This is a genomic window from Rhodococcus sp. 1R11, from assembly GCF_004563845.1.
Taxonomy (GTDB): domain Bacteria; phylum Actinomycetota; class Actinomycetes; order Mycobacteriales; family Mycobacteriaceae; genus Rhodococcoides.
Genome location: NZ_SPNG01000001.1, coordinates 288,326 through 307,828, shown reverse-complemented (window position 1 = coordinate 307,828; position 19,503 = coordinate 288,326). Strand labels below are relative to the sequence as shown.

Below are 19,503 nucleotides of genomic sequence, written 5' to 3'. Positions count from 1 at the left end.
GTTTTCAATGAGTTCCGCCAGCCCGTTCCGGGCCGCAACCACGCTGGTCCCACTCGACGTCTCCGCAGACACGGCGTCCTTCGCCGGTGCCATCGACTCCACCTGGACCATCGGCCCCAAAGTGCACGGCGGCGCGATGCTCTCCATCTGTGCGGCCGCGGCGCGTCAGCAGATCGTGCTGACCGACCCGGCCCAGGTCGACATCCAGCCGTTGGCCGTCAGTGTCAGTTATCTGGCCGCGCCCGACCCCGGGGACGTGGCTCTCACGACAATCGTGCGCAAGCGCGGTCGGCAGGTCTCTCACGTCGACGTCGAGCTGACTCAGGCCGGACGCGTCGCAGTGCGGGCGGTGGTCACCCTCGGCCGGCCCGACTCGGAGGAACCGAACCACGAAACCCCGTTGTCTCTGGCGTCGATGGCCGCGGAGCCTCCTGCGGATACCCTCGCGGTGGCAGGCGATCACCCCATGGCGTCGATCGTGCACGTGGCCAAGGGCTGCGAGATGCGGATCGAACCGTCGTCGGCATCGTTTCTCACCGGTCAGCAGGGCGAGGCCGAAATTCGACTGTGGGTGCGTCCCTTCGCGGGCGACGAGGCCGACGCCGACACTTCGGTGCTCTTTGCGTTGATGGCAGGCGACATCTCGGCCCCGGTGACGATGAACCGCGGAATGTTCGGTTGGGCACCGACGGTCCAGCTGACGACGTACCTGCGTCGCCGCCCGGCACCGGGGTGGCTGCGAGTGGCAGCGACCAGCTCCGTCATCGGCAGCACCTGGTTCGAGGAGGACCACCTGATACTCGACTCGACCGGTGCCGTGGTGGTGCAGAGCCGACAGTTGGCGATGGTGCCGCGCTCGAACTGACATGGCAGGCTTGGCCGTATGACGAGAATTGCAGTGATCGGTGGCGGACGGATCGGCGAGGCATTGATTGCGGGACTCCTCGAGGCCGGTCATGCCGTGCGCGACCTCGTGGTCGCCGAGAAGTCCGAGCCGCGCGCCAAAGAGATCGCGAAGGAATTCGGAGTGCTGACGGCCAGTGTCGCCGACGCAGCCGAGGGAGCCGACGTCATCGTGCTGGCAGTCAAGCCGGCCGACGTCGACGGCGCTCTGAATCAGATCACCAAGATCGAGCTCGACGGTGACCGCGAACAACTCATCGTCTCGCTCGCCGCAGGCGTGCCCACCGCCAAGTTCGAGCCCAAGCTCCCCGCCGGATTCCCGGTCGTACGGGTCATGCCCAACACCCCCATGCTGGTAGGGGAGGGCGTCAGTGTGCTGGCCCCGGGAAAGTACGCCCGCGCCGAGCACCTCGAGCTCGTGCGCTCCATCCTGTCGGCCGTCGGCAAGGTCGTCGTCGTCAAGGAGCATCAGCTCGACGCGGTGACGGCCGTGTCCGGGTCCGGTCCGGCCTATTTCTTCCTGGTCGCCGAGGCCATGATCGACGCGGGAGTGGGCCTGGGATTGAGCCGGGATGTCGCGTCGGCGCTCGTCGCGCAGACGATGGTGGGGTCCGGAGCGATGCTGGATCGTTCGGACGAGTCCGCGAGCGAGCTTCGGTATGCGGTGACCTCCCCGGGCGGTACGACCGCCGCAGCGGTGCGCGAATTGGAGCGAAACGGCCTCCGAGCTGCGTTTTTCGATGCTCTCGGCGCTGCCAACGCCCGGTCGATTGAGATGGGCATCACAGCAGAATAAAAAATCTTTTCCCCACACCCGTCGCAGTAACCCCATCTGTCCCTATAGGCTCGGGGGCAGCACGTGCGTGTCTGTTCGGCAGGAGGGGAAGCCTGCCGCATGAGACGTGCCGGAGGTAAGTGGATTGATGGCGTCTATAAACAAGCCGTCCAAGGGTTCGTCCCCGGACGGTCAACCGGCTCTGGCCGGAACGCAGTTCCTCACTGTCGCCGAGGTGGCGACTCTGATGAGAGTTTCGAAAATGACCGTGTACCGACTGGTACACGGCGGAGAGCTGCCCGCAGTACGGGTGGGTCGATCTTTTCGTGTGCACGCCAAGGCGGTACACGACTATCTCGAGACCTCGTACTTCGACGCAGGCTAGTGCACGTAGGTAGGTCGTAAGACCGGGCCGGTTTCGTAAGTCACGGTTCACACCGGTAGGATTGGCGCTCGTCGTGCCAGCCAGCCGGTGTGTAGCCGTGGGCGAGTACGTGGCCCCAGCGCCAGCTCGGTGACCAAGGCTGTTGGCTCGAAGCTTTCGGGCTTGGTTGTCAGGTAGGCGTACGCAAACGGCGTGCGCGAAAACGCTAGAGAAGAACGTGAGGACACCCGCATGGGTTCAGTGATCAAGAAGCGTCGCAAGCGCATGTCGAAGAAGAAGCACCGCAAGCTGCTTCGTCGTACCCGCGTGCAGCGCAGGAAACTCGGCAAATAAGCCTGCCGTCATCTGCTTCACGGCCGAGCCCGTCACCATCGGTGGCGGGCTCTGCTCGTTCGAAGACGAGTGGCACCTTTCCTTTCGGACCTCCTTTCCTTTCGGGCCTCCTTTCCTTTCAGACCTCACGGAAACGCGTCGATCCAGTAGGCTCGGCACGGGAGCCGAAGTTGGGGAGGCGCAGTGAGTCCGAGCGATCGTGGTGTTGCCGCGCCCCGAGTGGTGCTCGTGACCGGTGCCAGTCGATTCCTCGGCGGATACCTCGTCACCCGGCTCGCTCAGAACCCTCGCATCGAACGTGTCATCGCCGTCGACGAGAAATCTCCGAGCAAAGATCTGCTGCGACGTATGGGTCGCGCGGAATTCGTTCGTGCCGACATTCGAAATCCGTTGATCGGCAAAGTGATTCGTAACGCAGGCGTCGATACCGTCGTGCACGCGGCCACGGTCGCCAAGCCCCCGAAATCCGGCGGCCGCGCGACGATGAAGGACCTCAACGTCATCGGAGCCATGCAGCTGTTCGCGGTGTGCCAGAAGTCGCCGACCGTGGAGAAGGTGGTCCTGCGGTCGTCGTCCTCGGTGTACGGATGCAGCGCCAAGGATCCGGTGAAATTCACCGAGGAGATGAGTGCCCGACGCCCACCGAGCGGCGCGTACGCCAAGGACACCATCGACATCGAGGGATACATTCGCGGACTCGGTCGACGTCGCCCGGATATCGCGGTATCGATCCTGCGAATGGCCCCACTGATCGGCCCGCGGCTCAACGGCACCATCTCGCGGTACATGACGTCACCGCTGATCCCGAGCATCGTCGGACGCGACGCGCGCATGCAGCTGTTGCACGAGGAGGACGCCCTTGCGGCCCTCGAACGCGCGACCATCGGCGGGCCGGCAGGCACTTTCAACATCGGGGCCGACGGCACCATCATGCTCTCGCAGGCCATTCGACGTGCCGGTCGAGTACAGGTTCCGGTGCCGTTTCCACTGTTCAAGAGCGTGGGGCGGGCGCTCATGGGCGGAATGATGCGCGAATTCACGACCGAGCAACTCGATTACTTCCATTTCGGCTGCGGATTGGACACCACACGGATGCGGTCCGTGCTCGGGTTCGAGCCTCGGTGGACCACAGTCCAGGCGTTCGACGACTTCGTGCGCGGCGCGGCCCTTCGGCCGGTCGTCCGAACCGAATGGGTCGACGCCATCGAGAACCGGCTGCTCGGGGCCGTCGACACAGGGGCGTCCGCGGCGCGCGTACTGGCCTCGCTCGGCAGTGCCGACACGGCGCGAGAATCCGGAGCGGACAGGTGAGCGACGTGGCCAAAGTCATTCCCTTGCACGGCGGAGCGTCCGCCCGGTCCGCCCGCGCAGCGCAGGGTTCACGTGAGCGGCACCCATCGGCCTACGCCGACCCACGTGAGCCGACGCCGCTGGTGGACCCGACCCCCGCCGCCAGTGCGGCCACCATCGCCGAAGAAGCGGCACCCGTGCTGTCGCTGATCGACGACACCAAGACCGCCATCGTCGACCAGATCTCCTCCGTTGCCGAGTTCGTGCGTCGACGCCTGGCCGGCGATTACAGCGTCGACGAGTTCGGTTACGACCCTCACTTCGCCGATGCCGTCTGGCTGCCACTGCTGCGTCCGCTGTTCGACAAGTGGTTCCGCGTCGAGGTCAAAGGCATCGAGAACATCCCCTCCGAGGGAGGTGCGCTCGTCGTGGCCAACCACGCCGGAGTCGTACCGGTCGACGCGCTGATGACGTCGGTTGCCGTGCGCGATCATCACCCTGCCCACCGGCCGTTGCGAATGTTGGCTGCCGACATGGCATTCGAGATGCCCGGCGTCGGTACGATCGCCCGCAAGGCCGGGCACACGTTGGCCTGCAATCCCGACGCGGAGCGGCTGCTGCGTACCGGGGAAGTTGCCGCCGTGTTCCCCGAGGGCTTCAAGGGCATCGGCAAACCCTTCAGCGAGCGGTACAAGTTGCAGCGGTTCGGTCGCGGCGGCTTCGTCTCGGCTGCGCTGCGAACGGGTGCGCCGATCATTCCGTGCTCCATCGTCGGGTCCGAGGAGATCTACCCGAAGATCGGCGACATCGCCCCGCTGGCACGACTGATGGGGATGCCTTACTTCCCGGTGACACCGTTCTTCCCGCACCTTGGGCCGCTGGGCCTGATCCCACTGCCGTCGAAGTGGTACATCGAGTTCGGCAAGCCCATTCACACCGACTCCTACGACTCCACCGCGTTCGAAGATCCGATGGTGCTCTTCGAGCTGACCGACCACGTGCGCGAAACCATTCAGCACACGTTGTATCGACTACTTGCCAAGAGACGCAACGTCTTTCTCGGATAGCTCGGGTTATTCTCTGTCCGTGCATATTCGCGACACCACGGTAGAAGACCTCCCCGACATTCTCGACATCCACAACGACGCGGTCGTCAACACCACCGCCATCTGGGACGAGGAACAGGTGGACCTCGCCGATCGCACAGCGTGGTTCGAGGGACGGCTCGCGGCCGGGTACCCGGTACTGACCGCAGAGGTCGACGGCCGGGTCGCCGGCTATGCGTCGTACGGCCAGTGGCGAGTCAAGAGCGGCTACCGGCACTCGGTGGAACATTCGGTGTACATCCATCGCGACTTCTATCGGCGCGGCCTGGCCAGTGCCCTGCTGAGCGAATTGATCGACCGGGCCCGAGGCGGCGACATCCACGTGTTGGTGGGGTTCATCGAATCCGAGAACACCACGTCCATCGCACTGCACGAGAAGTTCGGATTCCTTCGCGTCGGACAGATGCCGGAGGTGGGGGTCAAGTTCGGGCGCTGGCTGGACCTGACCCTGATGCAACTGACGCTCTGACCCGACGGACGGGCGAGGTCAGGCCTTGCGGCGACCGATCACCGCGGCGAGACCACCGCCCACCGCGCCCAGGGCCAGCGCAGTGGGAACACCGATCTTGGCGGCCTTGCGTCCGGTGCGGTAGTCGCGAATCTCCCAGCCGCGGTTCTTCGCCAGCTCCCGCAGGTCGGGATCGGGGTTGATCGCAACGGCGGTACCGACGAGCGAGAGCATCGGCACGTCGTTGTGACTGTCCGAATACGCGGTGCACCGCTTGAGGTTGAGGCCTTCACGTACGGCCAACGAACGCACCGCATGAGCTTTGCCGATGCCGTGCAGGATGTCGCCGACGAGACGGCCGGTGAAGACGCCGTCCTTACTCTCCGCGACAGTTCCCAGCGCGCCCGTCAGGCCCAGCCGCTTGGCGATGATCTGCGCCAGTTCGAGAGGTGTGGCGGTGACCAGCCACACCTGCTGACCTGCGTCGAGGTGCATCTGGGCGAGGGCACGGGTGCCCGCCCAGATCTTGTCGGCGATCATCTCGTCGTAGATTTCCTCACCGAGCCGGCTCAGTTCGGCAGTGGGACGACCGGTGATGAACGAGAGTGCCTTCTCGCGGCCACTGGCCACGTCCTCGCTGTTCTCCTTGCCGCTGACCCTGAATTTGACTTGCTGCCAAGCGAATTGGGCCACGTCACCAGTGGTGAAGTATTTGCGGGCGGCGAGCCCGCGCGCGAAGTGGATGATCGACGCGCCTTGGACCATGGTGTTGTCCACGTCGAAGAAGGCGGCCGCGGTCAGATCGCGCGGAACAGCTCCCTCGGACTCGACCTGCAGTGCGAGGGCAGCATCGGCGCTCGCTTCGCCCGCGACGTTGGCGCGGACCTCCGCATCGGACGGGCCGAACGGATTGCGAATTCGGCGCATACGCCGCTTGCGCTGCTTGTCCCCGTGCGGATCGTTCGTGTCGACCATGTCGACATCGGGCGTGTCCTCGATCGGCAGGTCTGTGCCCCCGTCAGTCACCACGTCCACCTCCCTCGCCAGTACGTCACTCGCAGCCTAATGCGTGCGTCCGACACGAGCGTCGCACGACTGCACCTACCGACGATGAACAGTTCCCGACGCACCGCGCAGCTGTGACCTTCGTCTCTGTTGATGCCATGTCAGAGTGGACGGATGGAAACGACTCCGTCCGGCGTGGCACTTCTCACCCGCGCAGGCTGCCATTCCTGTACCCACGCGTCGGCGGTGCTCCACGAGGTGTGCGCCGAATTCGGCGTCGAGGTAACGGTCATCGACGTGGACGAGGCCGCGGCCGAATCGCCTGACCTGCGCGCGGAGTACGGGGATCGAGTGCCCGTGGTGCTACTCGACGGTGTCGAGCACAGTTACTGGGAGGTCGACGTGCCCCGATTGCGGGCCGATCTGAGCCGGGCAGGGCACCCTAAGAACGTGTGATTGCTCTCCGTGTGCAGGTGAGGGCCGGTATGCGCAACTTTGTTCATTCGTTCACAAGCAGTTACCGTGGTGTGAACAGCATTCGTGAAATAGACACGAACGCAGGATCAGCGTGAAGACCGGCATCGACGCCGTTCGGACGAGGAGCCCCAGACGTGACCGAAGAGCGCCCGTCGCCCAGCGGCGTAGAGCGGGTCATCCCTCAGGCTACGGTCACTCGTCTGGCGACATACCTGCGGGTCCTCTCGATCCTTGCAGACGAAGGCGTTCTCATCGTCTCGAGTGAAGAACTTGCCACCGCCGCAGGCGTCGGATCGGCGAAATTGCGCAAAGATCTCTCGTTCCTCGGACCCAACGGTGTGCGCGGAGTCGGTTACGACGTCGCGCGCCTGCGCGCCAAGATCGACAGTGCTCTCGGGCTCGACCGTGGACACCGTGTCGTACTGGCCGGTGTGGGCAACCTCGGTCAGGCTCTCGCCGGATACGGCGGCTTCGCACGTCGCGGATTCACCATGGTCGGTCTGTTCGACATCGACCCCGCGCGAGTAGGCACCGAAGTCGAGGGACTCACCGTTCGGCATATCGACGAGCTCGAAGATGCCTGCCGCGAACTCGAGGCAACCATCGGTGTCATCGCCACTCCCGACGAGGCCGTCCATCAGGTGGCGGGCCGGTTCGTTTCGGGCGGAGTCGAGTGCATCCTGAGCTTCTCGCCGATGGTGCTCGACGTCCCCGACCACGTCGAGGTACGCCGAGTGGACCTGGCCGTCGAGATGCAGGTCCTGTCTTTCAACAGCTCCCGCAACGTGTCCGGGCCGACGATCGTCACGGCCCCGGTGCCGACGCCCGTGTCGGCGTCACCACTGCCTTCCACCTCGCGTCTGGGCCGCAGTCACGGCCCGCGCATCGCCGGTAATCCAAGCCCAGTCAACAGTTCGACAAGAAACGGATCGGTGATTGCACCGTGAGTGTCCTTCTCGTCGGGATATCGCACCGTAGCGCTCCCGTCGCAGTTCTCGAGCGTGTCGCCATGACGGACACCGATCGCCCGAAACTGACCGACAAACTGATGGCCAGCGGAAACATCTCCGAGGTCATGGTGGTCTCCACGTGCAACCGGGTCGAGATCTACGCGGTCGTCGATGCGTTCCACGGCGCACTGACCGCCGTCGGCGAAGTTCTCGGTGAGCACTCCGGCCTCGAAATCGCCGACCTGACCAAGCACGCCTACGTTCGGTACAGCGAGGCAGCCGTCGAGCACCTGTTCGCCGTGGCCAGTGGCCTGGACTCGATGGTCATCGGAGAGCAGCAGATCCTCGGCCAGATTCGATCGGCGTACGCCGCCTCCGACGGTCAGCAGGCATCGGGCCGCGTCATGCACGAACTCGCGCAGCAGGCTCTGCGAGTCGGCAAGCGCGTGCACAGCGAAACCGGCATCGACGCCGCCGGAGCCTCGGTGGTGTCCGTCGCTCTCGACCGCGCCGCAGACGTGTTCGGCGGCTCGCTCCGCGGCCGCACCGCGGTGGTCCTCGGCGCAGGAGCGATGGGCGGACTCGCCGTCGCGCACCTGGGCCGCGCCGGAATCGACGCGCTGACCGTCGTCAACCGCACCCGCGAACGAGCCGACCACCTGGCCGAGAATGCCGTCTCGAACGGAATCACCGCCTCCTCGGTTGCGCTCGAGAACCTGGCCGACGCAGTGGCCGCCGCTGACATCCTCGTCACCTGTACCGGTGCGGTGGGGGCCGTCGTCTCCATCGCCGACGCCCACCTCGCACTCGCCCGCCGCGACGCAGACCGGCCGCTCGTGATCTGCGACCTGGGACTGCCGCGCGACGTCGACCCGGCCGTCTCCGGTCTGCCGGGCATCACCGTCTTCGACATGGAATCCCTGCAGCGCGACCCCGCTGCCGGAGCTGCCGCGAACGACGCGTCGGCCGCACGCGAGATCGTCTCCAGCGAACTCTCGGGTTATCTTGCGGGACAACGACTTGCGGAGGTCACCCCCACCGTCACGGCGCTGCGCCAGCGCGCCGCCGAGGTGGTCGAGGGGGAACTGCTGCGGCTCGAGTCGCGGCTGCCCGGGCTCGACTCCCCGCAGCGTGACGAAGTGGCCCGCACCGTGCGCCGCGTCGTCGACAAGTTGCTGCATTCACCGACGGTGCGCGTCAAGCAGCTCGCCAGCACTCCCGGCGGAGATTCCTATGCTGCGGCGCTGCGCGAATTGTTCGAGCTCAGCCCCGGTTCGGTCGAGGCCGTGGCGACTCCCATGGAAATCGGTTCCCTGGAGTTGGTCGACGACTTCACGGCAAGCCGTACCGATCTTCGCCCCGGAACTACCGCCGAGGGGGATCAGGAATGACCGGCGTCGTCAAGATCGGTACTCGCGGAAGCCTTCTCGCGACCACTCAGGCCGATACGGTTCGGGTGGCTCTCGCCGCGGCGGGAGTCGAAGCCGAACTGGTGATCGTGAAGACCGCAGGCGACCTGTCGGCTGCACCGGTGCAGACCATCGGCGTCGGGGTGTTCACCGCGGCGTTGCGTGAGGCCCTGGCCGACGGCACCGTCGACATCGCCGTGCACTCGTACAAGGATCTGCCGACCGCCGCCGACGAGCGCTTCACCATCGCTGCCATTCCGGCGCGTGAAGATCCCCGCGATGCACTGGTGGCCCGCGACGGGCTCGTGCTCGGTGAGCTGCCGGCCGACGCGAAGGTGGGTACTTCCGCGCCTCGCCGAATTGCTCAATTGCGTGCTCTCGGACAGGGATTGGACGTTCGACCCCTGCGCGGCAACCTCGACACCCGCATCGGCAAGGTGGCCTCGGGTGAGCTCGACGCCGTCATCGTCGCGCGGGCGGGACTGGCCCGTATCGGCAGGTTGGACGTCGTCACCGAAGCGCTGGATCCGGTGCAGTTGCTGCCGGCTCCCGCACAGGGTGCACTGGCCGTCGAATGCCGCAGTGGCGACACCGATCTCGCCGCCTCCATCGCCACACTGGACGATGCACATTCGCGGGCCGCAGTGGCCGCCGAACGTGGACTGCTTGCCGAACTCGAAGCCGGCTGCACCGCGCCGGTGGGTGCGATCGCCGAGGTCGTCGAGTCCATCGACGAGGACGGCCGCATCTTCGACGAGTTGTCGCTGCGCGGCTGCGTCGCGGCCATCGACGGCAGCGACACCATTCGCGCGTCGATCGTCGGGTCACCCGACCGGGCCGAGGAACTGGGCCGCGAATTGGCCCGCGAACTACTCGATCTCGGTGCACGCGAACTCGTTTCGGTCACCGAACCAGCACAGGGCGGATCTCATGTCTAGGGCAATAACGGCACCCGTTCGCGGACGCGCCAAACGCGCGGCGACCCGTCCCGTAGTGCGAAGAGAGTCGATCGCCACTGCCCGGCTGATTCCCAAACGGGGCACCGCAACCCCGATAGAACTGCAGTACCCATACAAGACAGCACTGGAGAACAACCGATGAGCCCAGTCCGCAAGAACACCAACGGACGGATCCTGTTCGTGGGATCCGGGCCCGGTGACCCGGCTCTGCTCACGGTCCGGGCACGGGAAGTGCTCGGAGCGGCCGAGCTCGCTTTCACCGATCCCGACGTCGACAAGGGTGTCACCGCTCTCGTCGGTGCCGACGTCCCTCGCGATGCCGAGACGGGTGAGAACGGGGTCGAGGTGCGCCCGGCACTGGGCGAGCCCGCCGAGGTCGCCAAAACCCTTCTCGCCGAAGCCAAGAACGGCCACGATGTGGTGCGTCTGGTCTCGGGAGATCCGCTGACCACCGACTCGGTGATCGCCGAGGTCAGTGCCGTGGCCCGCACTCACGTGCCGTTCGAGGTGCTGCCCGGTCTGCCTTCGGGCTCCGCGGTACCCAGTTACGCAGGCATGGCACTCGGCTCCGGCCACACCGAAGCGGACGTTCGCGGCGAGGTCGACTGGGCTGCACTCGCGGCTGCTCCCGGCCCGCTGGTGTTGCACGCCACGGCGGGGCACCTGGCCGAAACCGCCAGTGCCCTCGTCGAACACGGCCTGGCACCGCAGACACCTGCAGCCATCACCGTGCGCGGCACCACCCGTCAGCAGCGCACCGTCGAGGCAACACTGGCCACCCTCAACGACGCGGGATCCGAGCTCGTCGGATCTCTGGTGGTCACCGTCGGCAAGGTCGTCTCCGGACGAAACAAGATGTCCTGGTGGGAGTCTCGCGCACTGTACGGCTGGACCGTGCTGGTGCCGCGCACCAAGGATCAGGCCGGCGAGATGAGCGAACGCCTCGTCACCCACGGGGCCATCCCCATCGAAGTGCCGACCATCGCCGTCGAGCCCCCGCGCAGCCCGGCTCAGATGGAACGGTCGGTCAAGGGCCTGGTCGACGGCCGCTACCAGTGGGTCGTGTTCACCTCGACCAACGCCGTTCGCGCGGTGTGGGAGAAGTTCGAGGAATTCGGCCTGGACGCACGTGCGTTCTCCGGCGTCAAGATCGCCTGTGTCGGTGAGGCAACCGCGGCCAAGGTGCGCTCGTTCGGCATCAATCCCGAGCTCGTGCCGTCGGGGGAGCAGAGCTCGCTCGGACTGCTCGAGGACTTCCCGCCGTACGACGAGGTCTTCGACCCGGTCAATCGAGTTCTGTTGCCGCGTGCCGACATTGCTACCGAGACGCTCGCCGAAGGGCTGCGCGAACGCGGCTGGGAGATCGACGACGTCACGGCCTACCGCACCGTCCGGGCAGCGCCGCCCCCCGCCGAGACCCGCGAGATGATCAAGACCGGTGGATTCGACGCGGTGTGCTTCACCTCGAGCTCCACCGTGCGGAACCTGGTCGGCATCGCAGGTAAGCCGCATGCTCGCACGCTCGTCGCGTGCATCGGCCCCAAGACTGCCGAGACGGCCGTCGAATTCGGTCTGCGCGTCGATGTGCAGCCCGAGTCGGCTCAGGTCGGACCGCTGGTCGAGGCGCTCGCGGAGCACGCAGCTCGACTGCGCGCCGAGGGTGCACTGCCGCCACCGCGCAAGAAGTCACGCAGGCGGTAAGAAGTCACGCAGGCGCTGATTCGCCTCGTGCGCGTTGTGCGTAGCTCTGGCTACACACAACGCGCACGACAAAATAAGTGAGGCAGGTTCCGCTGTGTTCCCCACCGACCGCCCTCGACGCCTGCGCCGCACCCCGGCACTGCGCCGCCTCGTGGCCGAAACGTCGCTGCAGCCACGGCATCTGGTACTGCCGATGTTCGTGGCCGACGGCATCTCCGAGCCGCGGGAGATCAGCTCGATGCCCGGGGTGTTCCAGCACACGCTGGACTCGCTGAGCAGGGCCGCCGAGGAAGCAGTCGCAGCCGGTGTCGGCGGCGTCATGTTGTTCGGTGTGCCGAAGGTAGAGGACAAGGACGAGAACGGTTCGGGGGCAACGGATCCGGACGGAATCCTCAACCGGGGCCTGGCTCGTCTGAAAGCCGATCTCGGTGACTCGACGGTCATCATGGCCGACACTTGCCTCGACGAGTTCACTTCGCACGGCCACTGCGGTGTGCTGGGCGAGAACGGCTCGATCGACAACGACGCGACGTTGCTGCGGTACGTCGACATGGCCGTCGCGCAGGCGGAATCCGGAGCGCACCTGCTCGGGCCGAGCGGCATGATGGACGGCCAGGTCGGTGCCATTCGTGCTGGACTCGATGCGGCCGGCCACGTCGAGGTGGGGCAGCTGGCATATTCCGCGAAGTACGCCTCGGCGTTCTACGGACCGTTTCGTGAAGCGGTCGGCTCGTCGCTGCAGGGTGACCGTCGGACGTATCAGCAGGACGCGGCCAACCGCCGTGAGGCGACCCACGAGGTCGAGCTCGATCTTGCCGAAGGTGCCGACATGGTGATGGTCAAGCCGGCGATGTCGTATCTGGACATTCTCCGCGACGTGGCCGAGATGTCACCGGTTCCGGTTGCGGCGTACCAGATTTCGGGGGAGTATGCCATGATCACCGCCGCTGCCCAGAACGGGTGGATCGACCGGGATGCCGCCGTCCTCGAATCGCTCGTCGGCATCAGGCGCGCCGGTGCAGATGTCGTACTGACCTACTGGGCAACCGAAGTGGCGGGCTGGCTGTGAACGATTTTCCTCCGAGCAACAACGCGGACGGTAGCAATCCTGACAGCAACGTGCCGAACAATCCTCCGTTGCAACCGGACTGGCAGCGCTGGGAGCTCGAACACGGCTTCCCTCAGTCCGGTCCCGAGCTCGAGCCGTCCGCTCGCCCGGCACCGGTGGATGTGGAGACTGCCCGGCACCTGTGGTGGGGAGTTGCACTGATCGGTGCGATCTCGGCGCTGTACTCGGTGTGGACGCTGTTCGGCGCACGCGCGGAATTCGCGCAGTCTCTGCTCGACGACCTCGCAGCACAGGGTGCGGCGGCGGACATGACCGTCGAATCCACGCAGTCGATGGTGACGGTGATGCTCGTCGTGACGCTGTTCGTCGTCGTGGGATTCGGTGCCTTGTTCCTGTTCTGGGTGAAGCGGATGCGGGCCGGCAAGATGTGGGCGCGCATGCTGCTGACCATCATCGGCTCGATCACCGTGTTCACCACGATTCTCGACCTGTTCGCGATCGCATCGAGTACCGGTGCGATGAACATCGTCATGAGCGTGCTGAGCATCGGCCAAGGTGTGCTTGCTGCGGGTGCGATCTACCTGATGCACCGCAAGGAATCCAACGAGTACTTCCTCTCCTCGCGTAAGCGCTGATTTCGAGCGTGTTCCGCGCGCCCAGCCCGCCGGTGTGACTACCATCACTTTCGATAAACGTATCGAGTGATCGGATCGAATATGGCAGAGAACATTCCGGTGCCGCCCAGTCGTGCCCTCCCGGAGTCGATCGCGGCGGCCGAGAGCAACGCGTGTCCCGCCGAGAACGGCAGGCCCGGGTGGGCATTGCTGGGTCTGCTGCTCGCCGTGTCAGCGGCCATCGCCATCATGGCGCTGGGAATCTCTGCCGGCTGAACTCCGCGCCACCGCGCGGTGGCAGTATGTCGAGCGTGAGTGCTGACATTGACGAATCGATGGTTCGTCCCCGGGTGGTCTCCACCGCGTACTGGTTGTGGTTGGCGTCGGCAGTGATGCTGATCGTCGTCTGCATGATCGCGCTCACGTTGCCCGTCGATCAGATCCGCGCGTCGTTCACGGACGGCGGTGCGAGCGACGAACAGATCGACTCGTTTCTGACCGTGTTCCGAGGTCTCGGTGTCATCTTCGGCGTGGTCGGCCTGGCAGTGGGGTTGATGTCGGGCCCTGTCCGAGGTGGCGACCGACGATTCCGGCGGGCGTTGGTGGCACTGTCCGGGGCCACTGCGCTGCTGTCGACCTTCGCCGCGCTGGTCTTTCCGTTCGTGTTGTTGATCATCACGGTTGCACTGGTCGTCGCATCGGTGTTGGTGTATCGCCCGTCGGCGCGAGAGTGGTTCGTCCGTGAGCAATGATCTCGGCGGTGCCGACCCCGTTCTGTTCCACGAGCCCGGTGGTCGTTGGCGCGCCCTGTTGTGGGGCCCCGCGTTCTGTCTGGTGGTGCTCGCGGTCGAGCTGGCGTCGGGGCCGGTGATCCATTGGTTCGCCCTGGCGCTGTTCTCGCTGATTCTCGTCGGACTGACCTACGTACAGCTCCGCGCGGCCCGCATGCATGTCAGCGTCGAGCTGACCACGCGGCAGCTGCGCCAGGGGACCGAAACCGTCGACGTCGCCGAGATCACGGAAATCTTCCCGCCCGCCGAGTACGAGGACGGCGAATACGAGCCGAAGAAGTGGGAAACCGCACGCGTTCTCGGTGAGCTCTCGGGGGTGCCGCGCAAACGGCACGGCATCGGGCTGCGACTGGTCGGCGGCGGTCTGGTGCAAGCGTGGGCGAAGGATGACGACGGTCTACGCGCCGCACTCGAGACGGCGAAGCAGGAGTACGTGTGAGGAAGTCCGTCGGCTGGGTCGAACTGGTCCTCGCAGTGGTCGCAGTGATCTGCGCGGTGGTGTGCTGGAAGGCGGGCGTACGCACCACCGAGTTCGCCGCCGTCCCCGACGTGTCTCCGGCGTATACGGGCACGTACTACTCGGGGTCGTGGATTGCGGTCGCCGCCCTGGCGGTGATCGTCGGGGGACTGGTTGCCATCGATGGCGTCCGTCGACTGCTGACGGTCGCACCTCCCCATACCGGGTAGGGGTATGATCGACGGCATGAGCAGCTACAGCGCCGAACAGGACGACCTGCTGAAAAGACTGCGTCGCATCGAGGGGCAGGTGGCCGGCATCTCGCGCATGGTCGCCGACGACCGGTACTGCATCGACGTTCTCACCCAGGTGTCCGCGGTGACGAAGGCGTTGCAGTCCGTCTCGCTGAAGCTGCTCGACGCCCACCTCGCCGGGTGCGTCGTCGACGCCGCGCGGCAGGGCGGACCCGAAGCAGACGCGAAAGTCAAAGAGGCGTCCGAGGCCATTGCGCGTCTCGTACGTTCCTGATCAGGCACAGGAGGCAACAAAATGCAGACGACCTACTCCGTCGAGGGCATGACGTGCGCGCACTGCGCAGCGTCGGTGAAGGAAGAAGTATCCGAGGTTCCGGGCGTCACGGGCGTCGATGTGGACGTCGACACCGGTGCCGTCGTGATCAGCAGCGAGACGGAACTCGACGCTGCAGCCATCGACGCCGCGATCGAAGAAGCCGGCTACCGAATCGCGTCCTGACAGCACTGTTCATCCCCGTGGTGTGTTTATGATCGTGTGATACCGGTCATATCGGGCTGGTGGCCGATCGTCGTCAGGAGTGTGGATGAACAAGCTGGTGTCCAGTTCCGGAGTACTCGCCGCCAGCGTCTTCCTGACGTTGGCATGCTCGACGGGCGCGACGGCACAGGCCGATCCACTGCCCGACCTGACGGTCACCACCGTGCTCGACGGGCTCGCGAAACCGTGGGATGCCGTGGTTGCCCCCGACGGGACGGTGCTGACCGGCGAGCGAGCGGGGCGATTCGTCATTCGCGACGTCGGCGGTGCCACCCGCGATCTCCAAGCGGATCTCGGCGATCTCTACGCGTCGGGCGAGACGGGCCTGATGGGCATCGCACTGGCCACGGACTTCGCGACATCCAGAACCGTCTACACCTGCCAGGGCGTGCGGGGTCAGGGAGCAGGTGCCGGCAGTGCGGGCACCGGTAGTGCGGGCGGGGGCACCGACAACCACATCGCCGTGGTGTCGTGGACCGTCGACTCCGCATGGACCGAGTTGACGCGCACCGGCACTCTCGTCGACGACATCCCCGTCGCCGACGGCGGTCGCCACGGTGGCTGCCGCATCTTGGCCCACCCCGACGGCACCCTGTACATCGGAACCGGAGACACCGCGTCGCCGTCGGTGCCGCAGGATCGAAACTCGTTGGGCGGCAAAGTTTTACACATCAACGCAGATGGCTCCGCGGCGGCCGATGCACCCGGCCGCGTCTTCACGCTCGGTCATCGCAATGTGCAGGGGCTCGCAATACGACCCGGCACTCAGGACATCTACGAGGTGGAGCAGGGCACCACCAGGGACGACGAACTCAACCTGCTGGTCCCCGGCGGCAACTACGGCTACCGGCCGGATCGGCTGCCCTTCGTCTACGACGAGTCGGTGCCGATGACCGATCCCACCCGGGTGCCCGGGGCCCGCGAGGCGGTGTGGAGTTCGGGTAGTCCCACGATCGCGACTCCCGGCCTGACCTTCGCCAACGGCGCGGGGTGGGGTTCCTGGAACGGGGCCGCGGTGGTGTCGAGTCAGCAGGGTGAGAAGCTCGTGTTCCTGAAGCTGTCCGAGGACGGCACGGACTACGTCGACGAAGCCGACGCCCTGGTGGGTACCTACGGGCGGCTGCGCTCGCTCACCAGCTTCGGAAGCGACGGAGCCTTTCTGCTGACCACCGACAACGGATCCGACGACAAGGTTCTGCTCGTCACCCCTGCTGCCGACTGATGTGCGGCCCCGAGGTCGTCGAGACTGTACACCGCAGGATCGGACGTAGGGCGCTGTTCGGGTCGTTGGGGGCAGCTGCTCTGACGGTTGCGGCCGGCGGTGCTGCACGCGCCGCACCGGCGGTCGTAGCGGCGATCCCCGCGGGTCGACTGATCGATCTGACGCACACGTTGAGTCCGACGTTTCCGATGTGGCCGGGTAACGAACCGTTCTCGATGCACCCGGTCGCCGCCTACGAGTTGGGCGGCTTCCTCGTCAACAAGCTCTCGTACTTCGAGCACACGGGCACGCACATCGATGCCCCCGCCCACCGAGTGCGCGGCGGCGCGACGGCCGACATCCTGCCGCTGGAAGACCTGGTCGCCCCGCTGGTCGTGCTGGACATCTCCAGTCGGGCCGCGTCGGATCCGGAATCGGTCGTGACGACCGAGGACATCGCCCGGTGGGAGCTCGAGCACGGACGGATACCTGATCGCGCACTGGTGGTCATGCACAGTCGATGGCAGGACCGGCTCGCCGAACGTGCCGCACCCGGATTCGGCGGTGACGCGGCACGGATGCTGGTGCACGAGCGCAACGTCGTCGGAATCGGGGTCGACACGCTCAGTCTCGATCGGATGAGCGACCGCGACTATCCAGCGCACACAGCGGTACTGGGAGCGGGCCGATACGGAGTGGAGGCACTGGCGAATCTGGATGCCGTGCCCCCGGCAGGGGCCACGGTCGTCGTCGGCGCACCGAAGCACGCGGGCGCGACCGGTGGTCCCTGCCGGGTTTTCGCGATCTCCCCCGGCTGAACCCCTGCTACGCGTCAGTGCGCGTGGCTGGGGTTCCCGGCCGGTTCTTCCTCGGTACCCGCTCCGGGCTCGCCGAGCATCGCGGCACCGACGAGTGCCTCGGGCACGCCGAAGCCGTCGACCAGCAACTCCGCATGCGGACGCAGGGTGCGGCACCGCTCGTTGATCGCGCGGGTCACTGCCTTGGAGCGCTCGGTGGACAGGTAGCGATGCTCGATGAACCAGGCCTTGTCTTCTTCGATCACCGACAGGGCGTAGAGATCACAGACCTCCTCGAGCAGGTCCTTGGTGGTCTCGTCCTCACACGATTCGATACCGGCGATGAAGGCCTCGAAGATGATGCGGTCGATGTGGGCGCTCGCAGCGTGCAGAACGTGGTCCTGCACCGCGTTGAACGCATCGAACGAACTGCTCTCCTTCGACTTCGACTGCAGTCGGCGCGCGACCGTGGACAGCAGGTACTCCTCGCGATCCTCGAACATCTTGACCTGGGTGCCGCGGTTGAACAGCGACCCCTCCTCTTCGTTGTCCTGACGCCGATCGAGAATGGTCTGCATGATCGCCTGCGCCGCAGTGCGTTTGACAACGCGATCGCCGACCATGTCGGCTGCGAACTTGACCCACTCGACCGGGCTCATCGACTTCACGTCGTCGGCGTACGCGGTGAGCAGTTCCTTGGCCACCAACTGCGTGAGCACGTGGTTGTCGCCCTCGAAGGTGGTGAACACGTCGGTGTCGGCCTTGAGTGAGATCAGCCGGTTCTCGGCGAGGTAGCCCGCGCCGCCGCATGCCTCGCGTGCTTCCTGGATCGCGGCGGTGGCGTGCCAGGTGTTCGCCGCTTTGAGGCCGGCGGCACGCGACTCGAGCTCGCGCTGCTCCTCGGCATCGGGATTGTCCGCTGTCTGCAGCTCGTGCATCTTCGACACCAGCTCGTTCTGCGCGAACTGCAGAGCGTACGACTTGGCGATGAGCGGGAAGAGTCGACGCTGATGCACCAGGTAGTCCATGATCAGCACTTCCTGATCGGAACCGGGGGCAGCGAATTGCCTGCGCTGCAACGCATATCGCGTCGCGATGTCGAGGGCGACCCGAGCTGCGGCCGCGGCGCTGCCACCGACGGTGACGCGCCCGCGGATCAACGTGCCGAGCATCGTGAAGAACCGCCTGGACGGATTCTCGATGGGGGAGGAGTACGTGCCGTCGCCAGAGACGTCGGCGTACTTGTTGAGCAGATTGTCCCGCGGGATGCGGACGTTATCGAACATCAGCCGGCCGTTGTCCACGCCGGGCAGGCCACCCTTGTACTGACAATCCGAGGTGGTCACGCCGGGAAGGTCGTCGCCGTTCTCGTCCCGCAGCGGCACGAAGAAGCAGTGCACACCGTGGCCCTCGGGCTCTTCGCCGGGCCCCGCGGTGATCAGCTGCGCGAAGACGGCAGCGACGGTCGCGGTCTCGGCGGCACCACCGATGTAGTCCTTGCGGGAGGACGGAGTGGGTGAGTTGATCACGAACTCGTCGGTCTTCGGGTCGTACGTCGCGGTCGTCTCGAGAGACTGCACGTCACTGCCGTGTCCGGTCTCCGTCATCGCGAAGCAACCCAGCAACTCGAGGTTGATGATCTTCGGTACGTACGCCTCGTGGTGACGCTCGGTACCCAGGTTCTCGATGGCACCGCCGAACAGTCCCCACTGGACCCCGGCCTTGACCATCAACGACAGGTCGCTCATCGCGAGCATTTCGATCATCGTCACCGCGGCACCGACGTCTCCGGTACCGCCGTGTTCCTTCTTGAATCCGTTGTCGGCCGCTCCGGCCGCGGCGAGAAGCTTGAGTTGCTCGAGCGCCTTGGTGCGGGCGATGACGGTGTTCGGTGTGTAATGCGGACGGAACTCGTCGCGCGCGAGTTGCTTGCGCGCCTCGTTCTTCACATCACGCCAGCGGCCGTCCAGAGTGTTCCGAAGGTGATCCGTTGTGGTTGCCATACTCGACGGTAACCTTTTGCCGCGGCCTGTGAGGCCCG

Annotated in this window: 24 protein-coding genes; 22 read left to right on the top strand and 2 right to left on the bottom strand. The window is 65.8% G+C overall.

Going from position 1 to position 19,503, the window contains the following annotated elements; translation table 11 throughout:
* Positions 1–7: 7 nt before the first annotated feature.
* From E4P29_RS01540 to E4P29_RS01510, 7 genes are all read left to right on the top strand, one after another.
* A complete protein-coding gene (locus E4P29_RS01540) occupies positions 8–865 on the top strand; it encodes a thioesterase family protein (protein WP_135041319.1) in 858 nt (285 codons plus the stop codon).
* A gap of 18 nt (positions 866–883) precedes the next feature.
* Positions 884–1,699: a pyrroline-5-carboxylate reductase gene (gene proC / locus E4P29_RS01535; protein WP_135041317.1), complete on the top strand. Its 816-nt coding sequence runs from the start codon at positions 884–886 to the stop codon at positions 1,697–1,699.
* Between the two features lie 127 nt (positions 1,700–1,826).
* Entirely contained in the window at positions 1,827–2,063 is a 237-nt protein-coding gene (locus E4P29_RS01530; RefSeq protein WP_008713658.1) for a helix-turn-helix domain-containing protein, read from the top strand.
* A gap of 231 nt (positions 2,064–2,294) precedes the next feature.
* On the top strand, positions 2,295–2,396 hold the full coding sequence (locus E4P29_RS01525; RefSeq protein ID WP_003402602.1) for an AURKAIP1/COX24 domain-containing protein: 102 nt from the start codon (positions 2,295–2,297) through the stop codon (positions 2,394–2,396).
* Positions 2,397–2,579: 183 nt separating this feature from the next.
* The gene (locus E4P29_RS01520) at positions 2,580–3,707 is read left to right on the top strand and encodes an NAD-dependent epimerase/dehydratase family protein (RefSeq protein ID WP_228139283.1); all 1,128 of its coding nucleotides are present in this window, start codon (positions 2,580–2,582) and stop codon (positions 3,705–3,707) included.
* Complete coding sequence (locus E4P29_RS01515; protein ID WP_135041315.1) at positions 3,704–4,753, top strand: lysophospholipid acyltransferase family protein; 1,050 nt, start codon at positions 3,704–3,706, stop codon at positions 4,751–4,753. The genes E4P29_RS01520 and E4P29_RS01515 overlap by 4 nt, the downstream gene beginning before the upstream one ends.
* Positions 4,754–4,772: 19 nt before the next feature.
* A complete protein-coding gene (locus tag E4P29_RS01510) occupies positions 4,773–5,261 on the top strand; it encodes a GNAT family N-acetyltransferase (protein WP_167735351.1) in 489 nt (162 codons plus the stop codon).
* A gap of 18 nt (positions 5,262–5,279) precedes the next feature.
* Here E4P29_RS01510 and E4P29_RS01505 read toward each other — a convergent pair whose 3' ends face one another.
* Positions 5,280–6,215, bottom strand: a complete 936-nt coding sequence (locus E4P29_RS01505) for an HAD-IB family hydrolase (protein WP_245154129.1) — start codon at positions 6,213–6,215, stop codon at positions 5,280–5,282.
* A 204-nt stretch (positions 6,216–6,419) separates the two neighbouring features.
* Here E4P29_RS01505 and E4P29_RS01500 point away from each other — a divergent pair, with 204 nt between their 5' ends.
* The 15 genes from E4P29_RS01500 (at position 6,420) to E4P29_RS01435 (ending at position 17,483) form a co-directional block, all read left to right on the top strand.
* A complete protein-coding gene (locus E4P29_RS01500; RefSeq protein WP_135041313.1) occupies positions 6,420–6,701 on the top strand; it encodes a glutaredoxin family protein in 282 nt (93 codons plus the stop codon).
* Between the two features lie 155 nt (positions 6,702–6,856).
* Positions 6,857–7,669, top strand: a complete 813-nt coding sequence (locus E4P29_RS01495; RefSeq protein ID WP_135041311.1) for a redox-sensing transcriptional repressor Rex — start codon at positions 6,857–6,859, stop codon at positions 7,667–7,669.
* Complete coding sequence (locus tag E4P29_RS01490) at positions 7,666–9,063, top strand: glutamyl-tRNA reductase (RefSeq protein WP_135041309.1); 1,398 nt, start codon at positions 7,666–7,668, stop codon at positions 9,061–9,063. Before E4P29_RS01495 ends, E4P29_RS01490 begins: the two co-directional genes overlap by 4 nt.
* Positions 9,060–10,019: a hydroxymethylbilane synthase gene (gene hemC, locus E4P29_RS01485; protein WP_027498348.1), complete on the top strand. Its 960-nt coding sequence runs from the start codon at positions 9,060–9,062 to the stop codon at positions 10,017–10,019. Before E4P29_RS01490 ends, hemC begins: the two co-directional genes overlap by 4 nt.
* Positions 10,020–10,178: 159 nt before the next feature.
* The gene (locus E4P29_RS01480; protein ID WP_094715079.1) at positions 10,179–11,741 is read left to right on the top strand and encodes a bifunctional uroporphyrinogen-III C-methyltransferase/uroporphyrinogen-III synthase; all 1,563 of its coding nucleotides are present in this window, start codon (positions 10,179–10,181) and stop codon (positions 11,739–11,741) included.
* Between the two features lie 94 nt (positions 11,742–11,835).
* Positions 11,836–12,810 (top strand): porphobilinogen synthase, encoded by a 975-nt coding sequence (hemB, locus tag E4P29_RS01475; RefSeq protein WP_135041307.1) that lies wholly within the window; start codon positions 11,836–11,838, stop codon positions 12,808–12,810.
* Positions 12,807–13,445, top strand: coding sequence for a hypothetical protein (locus E4P29_RS01470; RefSeq protein WP_245154102.1), 639 nt, complete (start codon positions 12,807–12,809; stop codon positions 13,443–13,445). Before hemB ends, E4P29_RS01470 begins: the two co-directional genes overlap by 4 nt.
* 81 nt (positions 13,446–13,526) lie before the next feature.
* A complete protein-coding gene (locus E4P29_RS25815; protein WP_155288423.1) occupies positions 13,527–13,700 on the top strand; it encodes a hypothetical protein in 174 nt (57 codons plus the stop codon).
* Between the two features lie 35 nt (positions 13,701–13,735).
* Positions 13,736–14,176, top strand: coding sequence for a hypothetical protein (locus E4P29_RS01465; RefSeq protein WP_135041305.1), 441 nt, complete (start codon positions 13,736–13,738; stop codon positions 14,174–14,176).
* The gene (locus E4P29_RS01460) at positions 14,166–14,654 is read left to right on the top strand and encodes a hypothetical protein (protein ID WP_135041303.1); all 489 of its coding nucleotides are present in this window, start codon (positions 14,166–14,168) and stop codon (positions 14,652–14,654) included. Before E4P29_RS01465 ends, E4P29_RS01460 begins: the two co-directional genes overlap by 11 nt.
* Entirely contained in the window at positions 14,651–14,902 is a 252-nt protein-coding gene (locus tag E4P29_RS01455; protein ID WP_135041301.1) for a hypothetical protein, read from the top strand. Before E4P29_RS01460 ends, E4P29_RS01455 begins: the two co-directional genes overlap by 4 nt.
* Before the next feature lie 16 nt (positions 14,903–14,918).
* A complete protein-coding gene (locus E4P29_RS01450; RefSeq protein ID WP_027498342.1) occupies positions 14,919–15,200 on the top strand; it encodes a metal-sensitive transcriptional regulator in 282 nt (93 codons plus the stop codon).
* 21 nt (positions 15,201–15,221) lie between these two features.
* Positions 15,222–15,425: a heavy-metal-associated domain-containing protein gene (locus tag E4P29_RS01445; RefSeq protein WP_135041299.1), complete on the top strand. Its 204-nt coding sequence runs from the start codon at positions 15,222–15,224 to the stop codon at positions 15,423–15,425.
* Positions 15,426–15,510: 85 nt separating this feature from the next.
* Positions 15,511–16,686 (top strand): PQQ-dependent sugar dehydrogenase, encoded by a 1,176-nt coding sequence (locus tag E4P29_RS01440; protein ID WP_135041297.1) that lies wholly within the window; start codon positions 15,511–15,513, stop codon positions 16,684–16,686.
* Complete coding sequence (locus tag E4P29_RS01435) at positions 16,686–17,483, top strand: cyclase family protein (RefSeq protein ID WP_135041295.1); 798 nt, start codon at positions 16,686–16,688, stop codon at positions 17,481–17,483. Before E4P29_RS01440 ends, E4P29_RS01435 begins: the two co-directional genes overlap by 1 nt.
* A 14-nt stretch (positions 17,484–17,497) precedes the next feature.
* Here E4P29_RS01435 and E4P29_RS01430 read toward each other — a convergent pair whose 3' ends face one another.
* The gene (locus E4P29_RS01430; protein ID WP_135041293.1) at positions 17,498–19,465 is read right to left on the bottom strand and encodes an acyl-CoA dehydrogenase; all 1,968 of its coding nucleotides are present in this window, start codon (positions 19,463–19,465) and stop codon (positions 17,498–17,500) included.
* Positions 19,466–19,503 lie beyond the last annotated feature (38 nt).

What these genes read in the sequence shown, in the direction of transcription:
- E4P29_RS01525 (WP_003402602.1), top strand. Translation starts at nt 2,295, where the DNA reads ATGGGTTCAGTGATCAAGAAGCGTCGCAAGCGCATGTCGAAGAAGAAG.
- E4P29_RS01445 (WP_135041299.1), top strand. Translation starts at nt 15,222, where the DNA reads ATGCAGACGACCTACTCCGTCGAGGGCATGACGTGCGCGCACTGCGCA.
- E4P29_RS01430 (WP_135041293.1), bottom strand. Translation starts at nt 19,465, where the DNA reads ATGGCAACCACAACGGATCACCTTCGGAACACTCTGGACGGCCGCTGG.
- E4P29_RS01435 (WP_135041295.1), top strand. Translation starts at nt 16,686, where the DNA reads ATGTGCGGCCCCGAGGTCGTCGAGACTGTACACCGCAGGATCGGACGT.
- E4P29_RS01530 (WP_008713658.1), top strand. Translation starts at nt 1,827, where the DNA reads ATGGCGTCTATAAACAAGCCGTCCAAGGGTTCGTCCCCGGACGGTCAA.
- E4P29_RS01450 (WP_027498342.1), top strand. Translation starts at nt 14,919, where the DNA reads ATGAGCAGCTACAGCGCCGAACAGGACGACCTGCTGAAAAGACTGCGT.
- E4P29_RS01505 (WP_245154129.1), bottom strand. Translation starts at nt 6,215, where the DNA reads ATGGTCGACACGAACGATCCGCACGGGGACAAGCAGCGCAAGCGGCGT.
- E4P29_RS01440 (WP_135041297.1), top strand. Translation starts at nt 15,511, where the DNA reads ATGAACAAGCTGGTGTCCAGTTCCGGAGTACTCGCCGCCAGCGTCTTC.
- E4P29_RS01480 (WP_094715079.1), top strand. Translation starts at nt 10,179, where the DNA reads ATGAGCCCAGTCCGCAAGAACACCAACGGACGGATCCTGTTCGTGGGA.
- hemC (WP_027498348.1), top strand. Translation starts at nt 9,060, where the DNA reads ATGACCGGCGTCGTCAAGATCGGTACTCGCGGAAGCCTTCTCGCGACC.
- E4P29_RS01540 (WP_135041319.1), top strand. Translation starts at nt 8, where the DNA reads ATGAGTTCCGCCAGCCCGTTCCGGGCCGCAACCACGCTGGTCCCACTC.
- E4P29_RS01500 (WP_135041313.1), top strand. Translation starts at nt 6,420, where the DNA reads ATGGAAACGACTCCGTCCGGCGTGGCACTTCTCACCCGCGCAGGCTGC.
- proC (WP_135041317.1), top strand. Translation starts at nt 884, where the DNA reads ATGACGAGAATTGCAGTGATCGGTGGCGGACGGATCGGCGAGGCATTG.
- E4P29_RS25815 (WP_155288423.1), top strand. Translation starts at nt 13,527, where the DNA reads ATGGCAGAGAACATTCCGGTGCCGCCCAGTCGTGCCCTCCCGGAGTCG.